At 52.1% G+C, this 13,497-nt stretch carries 12 protein-coding genes and 3 tRNA genes; 6 read left to right on the forward strand and 9 right to left on the reverse strand.

The features are described 5' to 3' along the window. Positions 1-108: 108 nt before the first annotated feature. Complete coding sequence (locus tag BD749_RS13630) at positions 109-810, forward strand: FadR/GntR family transcriptional regulator (RefSeq protein ID WP_101445210.1); 702 nt, start codon at positions 109-111, stop codon at positions 808-810. A gap of 385 nt (positions 811-1,195) precedes the next feature. On the opposite strand, the gene BD749_RS13635 is transcribed toward BD749_RS13630, so the two are convergent. The 3 genes from BD749_RS13635 to BD749_RS13645 all read right to left on the reverse strand — a co-directional run bounded on the left by BD749_RS13635 (position 1,196) and on the right by BD749_RS13645 (position 1,613). Further along, a tRNA-Arg gene (locus tag BD749_RS13635) sits at positions 1,196-1,269 on the reverse strand. 70 nt (positions 1,270-1,339) lie between these two features. Further along, a tRNA-Pro gene (locus tag BD749_RS13640) sits at positions 1,340-1,413 on the reverse strand. A gap of 113 nt (positions 1,414-1,526) precedes the next feature. Continuing rightward, a tRNA-Ser gene (locus BD749_RS13645) sits at positions 1,527-1,613 on the reverse strand. Between the two features lie 319 nt (positions 1,614-1,932). Between BD749_RS13645 and BD749_RS13650 the strand changes: the two genes are divergently transcribed. The 4 genes from BD749_RS13650 to BD749_RS13665 are packed head-to-tail and all read left to right on the forward strand — an operon-like array spanning position 1,933 to position 5,088. Then, positions 1,933-2,904, forward strand: a complete 972-nt coding sequence (locus BD749_RS13650; RefSeq protein WP_101445213.1) for a VWA domain-containing protein — start codon at positions 1,933-1,935, stop codon at positions 2,902-2,904. Then, the gene (locus BD749_RS13655; RefSeq protein WP_101445215.1) at positions 2,901-3,869 is read left to right on the forward strand and encodes a tetratricopeptide repeat protein; all 969 of its coding nucleotides are present in this window, start codon (positions 2,901-2,903) and stop codon (positions 3,867-3,869) included. Before BD749_RS13650 ends, BD749_RS13655 begins: the two co-directional genes overlap by 4 nt. Positions 3,870-3,922: 53 nt before the next feature. Next, entirely contained in the window at positions 3,923-4,528 is a 606-nt protein-coding gene (locus BD749_RS13660; protein WP_101445218.1) for a TetR/AcrR family transcriptional regulator, read from the forward strand. A gap of 53 nt (positions 4,529-4,581) precedes the next feature. Then, the gene (locus BD749_RS13665) at positions 4,582-5,088 is read left to right on the forward strand and encodes an acyl-CoA thioesterase (protein ID WP_101445220.1); all 507 of its coding nucleotides are present in this window, start codon (positions 4,582-4,584) and stop codon (positions 5,086-5,088) included. A 169-nt stretch (positions 5,089-5,257) separates the two neighbouring features. On the opposite strand, the gene BD749_RS13670 is transcribed toward BD749_RS13665, so the two are convergent. Genes BD749_RS13670 through BD749_RS13680 form a run of 3 tightly spaced genes read right to left on the reverse strand, consistent with a single transcriptional unit; the run spans position 5,258 to position 6,453 of the window. Beyond that, positions 5,258-5,647, reverse strand: a complete 390-nt coding sequence (locus BD749_RS13670) for a VOC family protein (protein WP_101445222.1) — start codon at positions 5,645-5,647, stop codon at positions 5,258-5,260. A gap of 1 nt (position 5,648) precedes the next feature. Further along, positions 5,649-6,086 carry an SRPBCC family protein gene (locus tag BD749_RS13675; protein WP_101445224.1) on the reverse strand — a complete coding sequence of 146 codons (438 nt, stop codon included), beginning with the start codon at positions 6,084-6,086 and terminating at the stop codon, positions 5,649-5,651. A 25-nt stretch (positions 6,087-6,111) separates the two neighbouring features. Next, a complete protein-coding gene (locus BD749_RS13680) occupies positions 6,112-6,453 on the reverse strand; it encodes a zinc ribbon domain-containing protein YjdM (RefSeq protein WP_101445226.1) in 342 nt (113 codons plus the stop codon). A gap of 189 nt (positions 6,454-6,642) precedes the next feature. Between BD749_RS13680 and BD749_RS13685 the strand changes: the two genes are divergently transcribed. After that, on the forward strand, positions 6,643-7,101 hold the full coding sequence (locus tag BD749_RS13685; protein ID WP_101445228.1) for a PaaI family thioesterase: 459 nt from the start codon (positions 6,643-6,645) through the stop codon (positions 7,099-7,101). A gap of 90 nt (positions 7,102-7,191) precedes the next feature. Here the strand turns inward: BD749_RS13685 and BD749_RS13690 are convergent, their stop codons facing one another. The 3 genes from BD749_RS13690 to BD749_RS13700 form a co-directional block, all read right to left on the reverse strand. After that, positions 7,192-8,523, reverse strand: coding sequence for a TldD/PmbA family protein (locus BD749_RS13690; RefSeq protein WP_101445230.1), 1,332 nt, complete (start codon positions 8,521-8,523; stop codon positions 7,192-7,194). Positions 8,524-8,713: 190 nt separating this feature from the next. Then, entirely contained in the window at positions 8,714-10,345 is a 1,632-nt protein-coding gene (locus tag BD749_RS13695) for a TldD/PmbA family protein (protein ID WP_101445233.1), read from the reverse strand. Between the two features lie 189 nt (positions 10,346-10,534). After that, positions 10,535-13,441, reverse strand: a complete 2,907-nt coding sequence (locus tag BD749_RS13700; RefSeq protein WP_101445235.1) for an alpha/beta hydrolase family protein — start codon at positions 13,439-13,441, stop codon at positions 10,535-10,537. Positions 13,442-13,497: the final 56 nt, after the last annotated feature.

Here is a 13,497-nt window from a genome sequence, read left to right on the forward strand (position 1 = left end):
CAATTAGGCAACAGAAACTTAACACATCCATTTTGAGGAAACCAAATATTAGTTAGATTTGTATAGTGCTGGCTTTGCAGGCACCGTTTTTAAGTCAGACATAATAGAATGGAAAATCTTTTTGACAAGATTAAGACAATAGACACCAGCTCACTTGTAGACAAGGTGGAGATGAGGTTGATCGAATTACTGATTCAGCAAAATTTCAAAGTGGGTGATGCAATACCAAAGGAAGTCGAGTTGGCAAACAGCTTGGGAGTTAGTCGCACCGTAATCAGAGAAGCTCTGCTGCGTTTGCGTATGGTCGGGCTCATTGAATCCAAGCGCCACAGAGGTGCTGTGATCACCAACCCGGACCTACTGGCAATGCTGGAGAAGCGGATGATTCCGCAAGTGCTGGATAATGCCACTCTGCGCGAGGTTTTTGAACTGCGTCTGGTGCTGGAGATCGGCATGGCCGATTTCATCATGGAACGAGTGACCAAGGAGGATATCGAAGAGTTAAAAGAAATCGTGTCCAACGAACCAGATCTCTCGGACACCATGCACTTCCAGATTCAGCATGAAATTAATTTTCATGGCAAACTCTATGATATTACCGGCAACACAACACTTAAGAAGTTTCAGAAAATGCTCCTGCCAGTATTTGATTACGCGCACAGCAGCGGTATCCTGAAAAAGGAAGTCGCTGTGAAGAAATTTGTTTCCCATAAAGGGCTGGTGGACATCATCGAGCACGGCTCGGCAGAGATGCTGCGTAATGGCATGCGCAATCACCTCGACAACCACTTCGCAAGGATTCTACTCTAGCAGACGCCCTTTGCCCGTACTAGCAAAAGCCCATGGCATGTGCGTTTCCAGACCTTTGGTATTACAAGGATCCGGAACCACAGGCCCAAGTTCCTGATTTGATGTGATGCCCTGGGAGGCTGTGAGCGTTACCTGCCAAGGGCTGTCTGGCTGGAACATGCTGTCAAGAGCCCGCCCCGGTGCGGGCAAAAATGATTGGAAGGGTTTTCTGTAAAAACAGTCCCAGGGGCCTCCAGACCAGAGGAGCACTTATAGTTAAAGAAGTCAATGGGAAGGCTTGTCTACCTCTGTTTTGATCAAAAACAGGCAAAAGATCTGAGCATAAATTGTGTGCAAATAAAAAAAGCACTTACAAGTTTTACCTTGTAAGTGCTTGATGCTGAAGTGATCCCGTTTGGATTCGAACCAAAGACCTACTGCTTAGAAGGCAGTTGCTCTATCCAGCTGAGCTACGAGACCAGCGTCCTTAGGAGAGCGGATGCTCTACCCTTAAACAAAAAATTTCGGAATTGCTTCCGAAATTTTTAAGTCGGGGTGGCAGGATTCGAACCTACGACCTCCACATCCCAAATGTGGCGCGATACCGGGCTACGCTACACCCCGAACTGTGCTTTCAACTCCGGTCAGCGATTGTGTCACTGTTATTGTTGAACGCGGTGCAAAAGTAAGCGAAGAATTTAAATTGTCAAAACTTTTTCAATTTATTTTTCCGCTTGCGGAGGAGGGGGGATTCGAACCCCCGGTACCGTTTCCAGTACGGCAGTTTAGCAAACTGCTGGTTTAAGCCACTCACCCACCCCTCCGGGTCTCTCCCTGCTGAAGAGATTGCAAACATACTACATTAAATTTGCCCACACAATACTACCTGCCAAAATTTTAGCAGGCAAACCTGTCTTAAGTGATCCTAAGCTGCCTTCTCAAAAACTAACTCCTTGATTCTATTCAGCTTTGTGAAGCGATATTTTTTTAAAAAAAATTACGCGGCCAGCCTCTTTTGCGCGTTGAAATTATCCATACCTCCCCAACTCTACCTGAATCTGCTTATAGCCGTGCGTAAAAGCCCGGCACATTGGCTATCCTTTCTTATATTTGTCATCGGGCCATTGCCCGAATCTGCATCACATGACCTGGTACCAAACGCTAACCTTACTCGAGATTTTGTTCGGCATCCTCTTTTTGGGGCTGTATATCGGCTATCTCTGGCGTGTGCGCCGTGTGTCCGCTTTTTTTGGGCAGCGGCCCCACGGCGTTTGGTTTAAGTTTATGCTGCGGCATGCCTATGTGGTGTTGCTTATTATAGCTATTCTCGGCCCCTCTTTCGGCGCCATGAAAAAGGAGATCAAAACCATTGGCAAAGACATTTACATTGCTGTAGACCTCTCGGCCTCCATGGACGCCAACGATGTGCAGCCGTCCCGATTGGAACGGGCCAAGCGAGATATCATCAGGCTGATCAGCCGCTTTAATTCTGACCGTATCGGCCTGATCGTTTTTGATTCGGAGGCCTACCTGCAAAGCCCCCTCACTTACGACCAGCAGGCGCTCACACTCTATACCCAAACGTTGCGCACCGGCCTGCTACCGCACGGAGGCACCAGCTTTATACCTGTACTGGAACTTGTCTCACAGAAATTCGGGCAGGCGGCCTCGCCGGAAGCCAGCGAACAAAAGGCACGCATCCTGGTGCTGATAAGTGACGGTGAAGATTACGGAGGACGCACCTCGGACTGGGCAGATCGGCTACGCGAACAAAACATACGGGTATTTGCGCTGGGCATCGGCACCACAGACGGCGCTCAGATACCGGTGGGCGCCACCTTTAAGAAAGACCAGCAGGGCAACCCTGTTGTTACGCGGCTACACCCCGAGGGGCTGGAGCAGCTGGCAGATGCCACAGAGGGCGAGTACTTCGAGGTAAATGGTCGCATCAGTGAAGTGAGCCGTCTAATCAATGCCATCAATAACATAGAGGGTGAGCTGCGCGAAAGCAAGACCATTGACGTAACCGCCAACAAGTACATTTATCCCCTGGCGGTGGCACTGGCTCTTATCCTGCTGGACATACTCATCACCGTGAAACTGATCCGACTATGAAAGCACTGGCAGCGATTATTTTGTTTATCGGATTTCTGTCGGGCGGTCTGCGGTCCATCTCCCTCTTAAATGAGCATGCAAACCTGGCGGCGGCAGCCTACAAACGCGGAGATTTTATCGAGGCGGTGGCCTCGTACGAGTACCTCATCGATGACCTGAACGTGCAGGACGATCAGGTGCGGCTGAACCTGGGGCATGCCTACTTCCGGTTAGGCGAAATGCAGAAGGCACAACAACAGTATACCTTGCTGGCCGACCATGCTACCCGCCACATCAAGGCCGTTTCGCTTCTGCAACTTGGAGCCATTTCTGCCCAAAGCAAAAAATACAAACAGGCACTCTCCTACTTTCGCCAGACGCTGATTGTGGAGCCTGGAAATCAGGCTGCCAGGTATAACTACGAGCTGATCAAAAAGCTATTGGAAGAACGCCCGGATTTGGCCAAGGCAGCCGAGGAGGAAGACCAACTTCCTGCTGACCAGCCGGCAGCGCAGCAGCAGTCCAGCCAACAGCAACAGGAGCCAAACGAAGAAGAACAGGTAGAGCAGCCGCGCAAAAACCCCGACAGCGAGGGGGACCAGGAGGCCGAGGTAGAAAAACCTGAACAAGACGACCAGGGCCAGCAACAGGAACAAGGCGGCGCTGGTGAAGAGAAAAACGGGAAAGAGAACGGTAAACAGTCAGAGAAACAAGAGATCAGCGGCCAGGAACCGGGCGACACGCAGGGCATGAACCCCGATAGCAGCTTCGACCCCAAAAGACCGGAGCGCAGTCGCAGTTCTGAACCACTCTCCGATGCGGAGCAGCGGGCACAAACCCGTAACAGCCGGCTACAGCAGCACAACATCAACCCCGAAAAGGCACGCCTGATGCTGGAAGCCATGCGCAGCGCAGAGCAGCAGTACATTCAGCAGTTGCCCAAGAAAGCAACCCGAAAGCCCGACCCTACCAAGCCCGACTGGTAAATTGATTAGGAATTTTAAAACCGATTGGTTTATTTTGCGTATCCCCTAACAACATGGACGCTACCTTATCCAAAGCAGAACGCACGCGAAAGCTCATCATTGAGCGCTCGGCACCACTCTTCAACCAGAAGGGCTATGCCGGCACCTCCATGCAGGATATTATGGCTGCATCCGGTTTGACAAAGGGAGGCATTTACGGGCACTTCGAGAGCAAAGAGGAGATCGCGCTGGCTGCTTTTGAGCACGCTGCCGGCATCATCACAGGTATGATCGCGGAGCGCGTTGCAAGCAAAGAAAGTGCTACGGACAAGCTAAAAGCCATTCTGCAGTTTTATAAAACATACCTGTTCTCACCGCCTGTGCAGGGCGGATGCCCAGTTCTGAACACAGCAGTAGAGGCTGATGACACCAATCCGTTGCTTAGGGCCAGTGTCGTAAAAGTACTCAACCGGCTCCATAAAGCCGTTGCCAACATCGTGCTGCAAGGTATAGCCAAAGGTGAGTTTAAGCCTGAAACCGATACACAACGCTTCTCTATTCTGTTTGTGAGCATGATAGAAGGAGGTATTATGCTTTCTAAAGCCTATGGCGATCACAAATACCTGAACACGGTCATTTCCCAGCTAGAGCAGATGCTGGAGCAGGAACTAAAAATCTGATATTTTTTTACCTTAAAATAAACCAATCGGTCTTTTTTTAAACAAATAAACCTATGACTAAAACATTCAGCAAAATCCTGGAGAGCAAGGCTCTGATTCGTTTCGAGGACTGCGATCCCTTCGGCCACCTGAACAATGGCCGCTACATTGACTATTACCTGAACGCCAGAGAGGACCAACTGCGCGACAACTATGGGTTAGACATTTACGCCATGGGCAAGACCACGGGGAAGGCATGGGTGGTGGCCTCTAACCAGATCGCTTATCTGCGTGAAGTGAAGTTCATGGAAACAGTCACGATCAAGACCTGCCTGCGCTGGTATAGCGGCTCCGACCTGCTCATGGAGGGCCAAATGGTTGACCCCGAAACAGGCGCGATCATCTCCGTTATCTGGACACGATTTGCCTACATTGACATCCGTAAAGGGCAGAAGGCAGAGCATAGCGAGGAGCTCACGGAACTGTTTGGCAAGGTAGCTATATTTGGAGAGGGGAGACCTGCGGAGTATTTTGAAGACCGTGTGAAAGAGCTGCGGATGGCCGCGGTGGTAGTGTCTTAAAACCAGGTATACCGCCCTGGCAAAAAGATGCATCAACAATAATTCCGGACCATGCCACAACATAGTTCAGGAATAGGAGTATAAGGAATTCATAGCACAAAATATAACTATGAAAACGGGCAGCTATCACTAGCTGCCTTTGTTTTTTTATACCTGCTATCGTCGCGGCTTAAAGCTTAGTTTTGGGCGTGTGGGCTACCTCCAAAACAAAGCCATTCGGGTCCCGAAAATCAACGGTATAGTAACTCGCATCATAGCGCGGCATCTCCTGCGGCCCGCGAATAATGTCAGCGTTTTGCCGACGCAGCCACTCCCCTACCTGGTCAACCACCTCTCTGCTTGTGGCATGGAAACAGATGTGCCGCACACCCAAACTGTCGCAGAAAGCAACCGGCATTTGCTTGAAGTATATTTCATGCTGCCCACAGCTAAAAGAGGTATCGTTGAGCGCGTGCCAGCCGATCAACGGAAAAAGTTCGCGGTAAAACGCAGTGGATTCCGCCAGGTCTTTCACCCAGAATTCGATGTGGTTAATGCCGGGAGCGTAAGGATATTTCATCTTAGGCTTTTTCCAAAATCTCCTTCAATTTTTTCAGATCTTTGTTGTTGGCTTTCCGCATCATGGTTGCCATAAAAGGCGCGAACAACTTAGAAAAACCCGACGGCCGCCCGGCATTGCGCAAGGTCATGTGCGTCCTGTTAACGCCATCGGCTTGCCAGGTATAGGTGGTTTCCATCGGGAAAGGTCCTTCGGCAGTATGCATCACCATTTCCTGACCCGGTATGTAGGATACAATTTTGTAGGTATAGGCCAGCTTTCTTCCCAGAAAATAAGCCACAAAAGCAACTTGAGACCCCACTGTTAATGGTTTCGGTGTCTTCCATTCCACTGACCTGATGTTGTCGTACCACACCGGTGCCTTGTCCGGATCAGCCGCGTAGTCTGACACCACATCAAGCGGCTTTTCTATCGTAATCTCAGTCAGGACATCGACCATAGAGGAAGATTTACAGCCAATCCATTTAGGCTTTTCTGACAAACTCGGACTTAAGTCCCATCGAGCCAAAGCCGTCTATTTTGCAGTCAATGTTATGATCTCCTTCAGTAAGGCGAATGTTCTTCACTTTTGTTCCTGCTTTTACAGGCTTCGGAGCGCCTTTCACAGGCAAGTCTTTTATCACCACAACCGTGTCGCCATCCTGCAGCACGTTACCATTTGCATCCACTACTTTCAGCCCCGCTTCTTCTTCCACTTCACTTGGGTTCCACTCGTTGCCGCACTCCGGGCAGGCGTAAAGCTCCTCGCCCATTGCGTAGCCGTAAGGTGAATTGCATTTCGGGCACTGTTTCATTTCTTCTGACATAAATAAATACTCTAAATGTGATGTGCGTATACCCGTGCCATGGCACTGCTTATACCTGCGCACTGGCTCCGCACCTACGTTCTGAATGCCGCCAATATACTAACATTCCGGCACTCTTGGCCTGCTCTTTCTTCTTCTTAAGTTTAATTGGCTGAGCAGCATTGCGTATACTTGCACAAAAAACAAAGCATGTCCATAACGCCAGAACTGCATTACCGGAAACTCGAAAAGCTATACCTGAGCGCCAACGTGCAGCAGCTGTTCAGCGGCAGCAGTATCCAGGTATCACACAGCAGGACGGAGATTTCCTTGCCGGTTGATCCGAAGTACTTTCATGGGGCACAAGCCATACACGGCGCCACGTACTTTAAACTGCTCGACGATGCCGCTTACTTCGCTGTCGCTTCGCTGGTGACAGACGTGTTTATCGTGACTTCTTCGTTTCAGATCAACCTGCTGCGGCCCGTCAATTCAGGTATACTCAAAGCCGTGGGTACCGTGCGTTCGGTAGGGAAAAACCTGTTTGTGGCGGAGGCTACGTTGTACAATGAAAAGGGCAAGGAAATAGCGTTCGGAACAGGGCAGTTTATGCGCACCGCTCAGCCCTGGGAAAGTCTGGAGAATTACGAATTGGGAATTAAGAATTAGGAATTGAAAACTAAAAAACCGCCTGGATGAACCTAAGCGGTTTTAGCTTTTCATAGCGAAAAGGCACTTTAAAAATCTGCCCTACTCTGCTTACACAGCGTCTGACAAACTGCTGAAGGTGAAGTCGCGGACTTTGAGCGGCGGCAAAATGTAGTTGACATTCGACTCGCCACTTACCACGCGTTCCGGCCGGCCCATCTCCTCCAGGTTGTTGAGCATGATGATCGGGCTTTCGTTGAAGCGGAAGTTCTTCACCGGATGCTTTATTTTTCCGTTTTCGATCAGGAAAGTACCGTCACGCGTAAGACCCGTGAGCAGGAGCGTCTGCGGGTCTACGGAGCGGATGTACCACAGGCGTGTCACCAGGATGCCGCGCTTCGTGTTCTTGATCATGTCTTCCAGCGAGGCCTTGCCACCTTCCATGATCGCATTGTTCGGCATCGGGATCGACTTGGCTCCTTTGTTTTCGGCCCAGTAGCGGGAAGCGTATAGGTTCTTCACCACGCCATTCTCGATCCAGTTCACACGCTCCACCGGTCTGCCGTCGCCGCTCCAGGTGGCAGCAGGCAGCTCGGGATGCGTGGGGTCTGAGTAGATGTTCACTTTCGCATCCACCAGCTTCTCTCCTATTTTAGTTTTACCTCCCTGTTTGCTCATAAAGCTGCGGCCCTCGTCGGCACTGCGGGCATCCATGTTGAAAAACATGTTCTCAAGCAGCACCGCTACAGCGGCCGGCTCCAATATCACGGTATACTTGCCCGGCTCCAGGGCTACTGCTTTGGCCGATCCCTCGGCCTTGTCCATCGCAATCTTAGAGGCCTGGGCGGTGTTTAGTTTGCTGATGTCGTTGTACCCACGTGAGGCATAACCAGAGCCTGTGCCTGCCTCGTTTCGCGCTGTTACCGAGAATTCCACGCTGGTGCTCGGGTGGTAGGCGAAAAGCCCCTTGGAGTTAAGCATGGCCTGGAAGCCGGCGTTGTGCTGCAGGTAGCCAGCCGCCTTCAGCTTTCGCTCACGGGCAGGCAGTATACTGGCTGCTGCTGCATCGGCACGTTGCTGCGGCGAGAAGTCGGCGGTGCTTTTGAAGTAGGCGTTAGAGCTTTGGTATTTCTGGGGACCCAATATCGGCATGTACTCCGGGTTTTCGGGAGCTAGCTGGGCCAGTTCCTCTGATCGTCGCACGGCTTTCTCGAGCGAGGCATCATCAAATTCGTTGATGGTGGCTATACCTGTCTTCTTACCGAAAGCGGAGGTCACGACCAGACTGGAATTGCTGTTTTCGCCGCTCGTCGACACGGCGTTGTTGGCGTAGCGTATGTTGCCACTGGTATAACCCTGCAGGTTCACCACGCACTCGTCGGCCTTGGAAAACCTGAGGGCCTTCTGCATGATCTCCCGCGCCTGTTGTTCTGTGAAAAGCATAGTTTCTTTTAGTTAGAGAGTTTGGGTGTTTAGGAGTTTGAGAGTTATTTGGTTAGAAAGTTAAAAGGTTTGGAAGTTAGAAAGTTGAATAAACCTTCACAGAACTTGGCTGTCGCTGCCATCAGCTTATAGTGCATAAGCAAACTACACTTCCTTCTCTAATTCCTAAACTCTCAAACTCCTAAACTTATCAGATTTTCCTGGCTGTATTGATCACGTTCACGCCGTTGAAGCGGGCGGTGGCGCTGCCATGCGAAACGGCACTCACCTGCATCGGCTGCCCTTTGCCATCAAAGAAGGAGCCGCCCAGGCGGTAGTCGCGTTCGTCGCAGATGGCGGAGCAGGAATTCCAGAACTCCTGTGTGTTGCTCTGGTATGCAACATCGCGCAGTTGGCCGGCAATTTGCCCGTCCTTGATCTCGTAGAAGAGTTGTCCGCCGAACTGGAAGTTGTAGCGCTGCTGGTCGATGGAGAAAGAGCCATCACCGATGATGTAAATGCCTTTCTTCACGTCCTTGATCATGTCCTGCACGCTGAGCGGTGTTTTGCCAGCCGCCAGCGACACGTTCGGCATGCGCTGGAACTGCACCGAACTCCAGCTGTCGGCGTAGCTGCAACCATGCGATTCTTTCTCGCCGATGATGTGTGCCTGGTCGCGGGTGGCCTGGTAGTTTACCAACGTACCGTCCTTTACCAGGTCCCACTGTTTGGTCTTCACGCCTTCATCGTCGTAACCAACCGCACCAAGCGAGCCCGGCTGCGTTTTGTCGGCGAAGAGGTTCACGATTTTGCTGCCGTAATTAAAGTTCTTTGATTTCCACTTGTCCAGCGTGGCGAAAGAGGTGCCTGCAAAGTTGGCTTCGTAGCCCAGCACACGGTCGAGCTCCAGCGGGTGGCCTACCGACTCGTGTATGGTCAGCCACAGGTGCGAGGGATCGAGCACGAGGTCGTACTTGCCTGCTTCCACCGATTTGGCTTTCAGTTTTTCCACGGCCTGCTTGCCGGCAGCGGCGGCATCCTCGAGCATGTCGTAGTGCTTGCCGTAGAGGGTGGTCACGCTGGCAGTCTTGCTTTCCTTGCGCCCATCCAGGTACTCGTAGCCCATGCCCATCGGCGCGCTCAGCGACTGGCGTGTCTCGAACTTGCCGGAGGCCGGGTCGATGGCCGTGGCCGTGAAGACCGGCCAGATGCGGTGCACGTCCTGGTCGATGTAAGAGCCGTCGGTAGAGGCGAAATACTTTTGCTCGTTCACCAGAAAGAGCAGCGAGTTCATGTAGTTGGCACCGTTCTTCATAGCAGCATCGTTGGCAGCCAGCAGCAGGTCGGCTTTCTCCTTAACAGGTATAGCCAGCGCGTTTTTTTCAATGGGTGTTTTCCAACTCACTTCGCCATAGCCGCGTTGCGGTGCCAGTTGCACCGGCTGCTCGAGCAACTTGGCGTTGGCTTTGGCAATCGCCACGGCCCTTTTGGCCATGCTGGCAATATTGTCTTTGGTGATGTTGTCGGCTGCCACAAAACCCCAGGCACCGTCGGCGATCACCCGTATACCTGCGCCGTATGACTCCGTATTCACGGTGTTCTCCACTTTGTTGTCGCGAGTGATCACGAACTGGTTGAGGTAGCGACCGATGCGGACATCGGCATAGGAGGCGCCACTGGATCGGGCAGCGTTCAGGGCCACATCCGCGAGTTCTTTCCGGAGCCCCACATCCATGGTCTCCAGCAGTACCTCCGGTGACACATCTTTCCCAATCAGGGGGATAGGCAGCATCAGCGCACCAGCGCCCATACCTGCCAGGTACATAAAATCACGACGTTTCAAAGTAGTTCAGTTTGGTGAAAAGGCTTCTGAAGTTAAGGAACGTCTTTTACAAACACAAGTTTTTATTGGTTTTAAAATAATATACCAAACACTATTTTTTAGCTACTAAGTTGACGCTTTCTTAAACGAGCAGCGGCCGCCTCTATTCGGAGACGGCCGCTGTCCTTCAGCTATAAACAGGTATAGAAACTACTCTTTCGGCGCAGAAGAAACCTGCGGCTCGGTCAGTTCAAAGCCGTAGTCTTTTCCTTTCAGCAGCGTCGGAACACCCTTATCCATCCACTTCGGAGCCGGAGCGCCTTTGAGGTAATGGTCGAAGAACTGCGACATGCGCACGGATAGGTCTTTGCGGTTTTTGCGCTGCACCAGGTTATGGTCCTCGCCGTTGTATACGAGCATCCAAACAGGCTTCTCCAAACGACGCAGCGCCATGAAGAACTCGATGCCCTGGTACCACGGCACAGCACCGTCCTGGTCGTTGTGCATGATCAGCAGTGGCGTCTTCACACGGTCGGCAAAGAAGAGCGGTGAGTTCTCGATGAACTGCATCGGCTTTTCCCACAGCGTGCCACCAATGCGGCTTTGCGTGCGCTCGTACTGGAACTGGCGGCTCAGGCCCGTGCCCCAGCGGATACCACCGTAGGCGCTCGTCATGTTCGATACCGGCGCTCCGGCCATGGCCGCCTTGAACATATTGGTGCGCGTCACCATGTAGGCGATCTGGTAGCCGCCCCAGCTCTGCCCCTGCAGCGCCATGTTCTTGTCATCCACGAAGCCCTGCGCTACGAGCATTTGCACACCCGGTATGATGCAGTCCATGGCGCTCTCGCCCGGATAGCCTTCGGTATACACAATATCGGGCACGAACACGAGGTAGTCGTTGCTTACAAAGTAGGGGATGTTGATGGTAGAGGCACTCGGGGCAGGCACACGGTGGTTGTGGATACCATCCGAAGAGCGCTCGTAGAAGTACACCATCATCGGGTATTTTTTCTTCGGATCGAAGTTCTCCGGCTTGTACAACAAACCCTCCAAAGGTATACCATCCGTCGATTTCCAGCTGACCAGCTCCACATTACCCCACAGGTAGTCCTTCATCTGCGGATTGGCATCGCTCAGCTTTTCTACATTGGCAAAGCTCAGGTCGGAGGTATAGAGGTCGTTGTACTCGCGGAAAGAGCCGCGGCGGAAAGTGATGCGGTCGCTGTTTTTGGCCTTGTTCAGTGAGGTATAGCCATGTGGCGTCATCACCAGTTTTTCGGGCTGCACGGTTTTGCTCACGTGGTCGCGGAAGTAGCCGGCCGATTTGTCAACAGTGTTGAAGGCGCTTAGGTAGAGCGTGGCGTTTTCAGGTATAAACTTCTCTTCGCTGTCGAGTTGCTCGTAGCGCAGGCGCAGCTTGTTCGTGCGGCCATATTTATCGGTCAGGTTTTCGGGAGCTCTTTTGCCGCTTGGGTCCAGTTTCCAGATGTCGAAGCGGTCGTATACCAAAAAGGCATTGTCTTTTTCTAGCCAGCCGGCTGCACCGTAAGAGCCCGGCAAGGAAGGCACGTCGTTGTCTTCTTCATAAAATGGCAAACCGATGCGCTTGGTCAGGTTGAGGTTAGCGCCGCCTTTGGTGGTCATGGCATGCCAGCTGCTGTCGGTTGGCTCGTACCAGTACACGTAGTTGCCCTGTGGCGACAGGCGCGGAAAACCTCTCGTTTCGTTCAGTATCTGCTTGTTGGTACCCTTTTTCAAGTCGATCAGGTAGGCGTCTTTGCGGGTTGGCGTGTCGTAGCCGACAGTGAGTTTATACTTCTCGTCGCTCACACCCAGCGCCACGTCCGACTGCCCGTAGGCGTCCAGGTATACGTCGGGCATTTCGAGGGTAGCGAGCTGCTGCATTTTCTTGCCGCGCAGGTCGTACATGGCCAGGAACGAGCGCTTCTGGTCGCGACTCAGTTGCTTGAGCTGCATCGGCTGGATGAGTGGGTCTTTGTAACCCCAGATATCCAGGTTTACTTTCTCTTCTTCGAGCTTGGTGGTGTCTTTCTCGAAGCGGGTCGGGCGTGGGAAGGTGCCGAAGAACAAGCGGCGTCCGTCTTCTGAGAAACGCAGGTTACCGTGCTCACTCACCATCCAGGCCTTCGGCATCCCTTTGGTTACCGTATCGGCCAGGGTAACGGCTTTGTTGTCTTTCTTATTCCAGTGGTAGAGATTGAAATAGCGTAGCTCTGCTCCTACCGTGTCCTTCGTCGCGACATAGGCCAGTTGCTCGCCCGCCTTGTCGGTGCTGATGCCGGTGTAAGTCACCTTGCCGGTATCGATCGGCATAACTTTAAGATCGGCTGTACTGAAAGCGTATACCCCGGCGGTGTGCAGCGAGTCAAGCTCGTCTTTCACAAAGTAGAGCATGTTGCCCATTTCGGAGAACACGTAATCCACTACGCGGTTGAAGCGGTGCTCTTGTCCACTTTGCAGGTTGCGCACCACTAGTTCCGTGCCTTCTGATTTCTTCTGCTTCGGCTTGGCGGCAGGTTTTGCAGCGGCTGTTTTGGCAGGTTCGGTCTTCGGAGTTTCAGGTATAGCGGGCTCTGTTTTCGGGTCCTCTTTTTTGGCCGTTTCCTTCTTAGCGGGTACCGGTTTCTCCAGTTGGTAGGCTACCCAGTTGCTTCCCTCTTTCGGCAGCTTGTAGGATTTCACGCGCGGTACTTTCACCACGTTCATGTTCTCCAGCGTCACGATGGCCAGGGAATCTTTCGGCAGGTCGTCGCCTTTTTTCTTCTTCAGCTTGAGCGCACGCACCTTGTTATACTCCGGCTTGATTTGGAACACGGCGTAGCGGCTATCGTTGGTAAACTCCGCTTTGGTGCCACGCGCAAATTCTTTCCAGGCTTTGCTGGCGTAGTTACGGATGTAGAGGGTGCCGTCGCCTTCCTGCGGATCGACGTTGAACAATACGTATTGGCCGTTGTTGGAAAGTTTGTCCCCGGCCACTCCTTTCCAGCTGTCGTATACATCGTGGGTGAGTGGTTTTTTGGTGGCTTGCTGCTGTGCCTGCGCCTGTGTAAGGCCGGTACCGAACAGGGCCATCAACAATAAGAATCTCTTCATTGTAAAAGGCTTGGCTATTGGTTCTCTATTTGATTGGTTCTCTATTTGATTGGTTC

This window comes from Pontibacter ramchanderi (genome assembly GCF_002846395.1).
Taxonomy (GTDB): domain Bacteria; phylum Bacteroidota; class Bacteroidia; order Cytophagales; family Hymenobacteraceae; genus Pontibacter; species Pontibacter ramchanderi.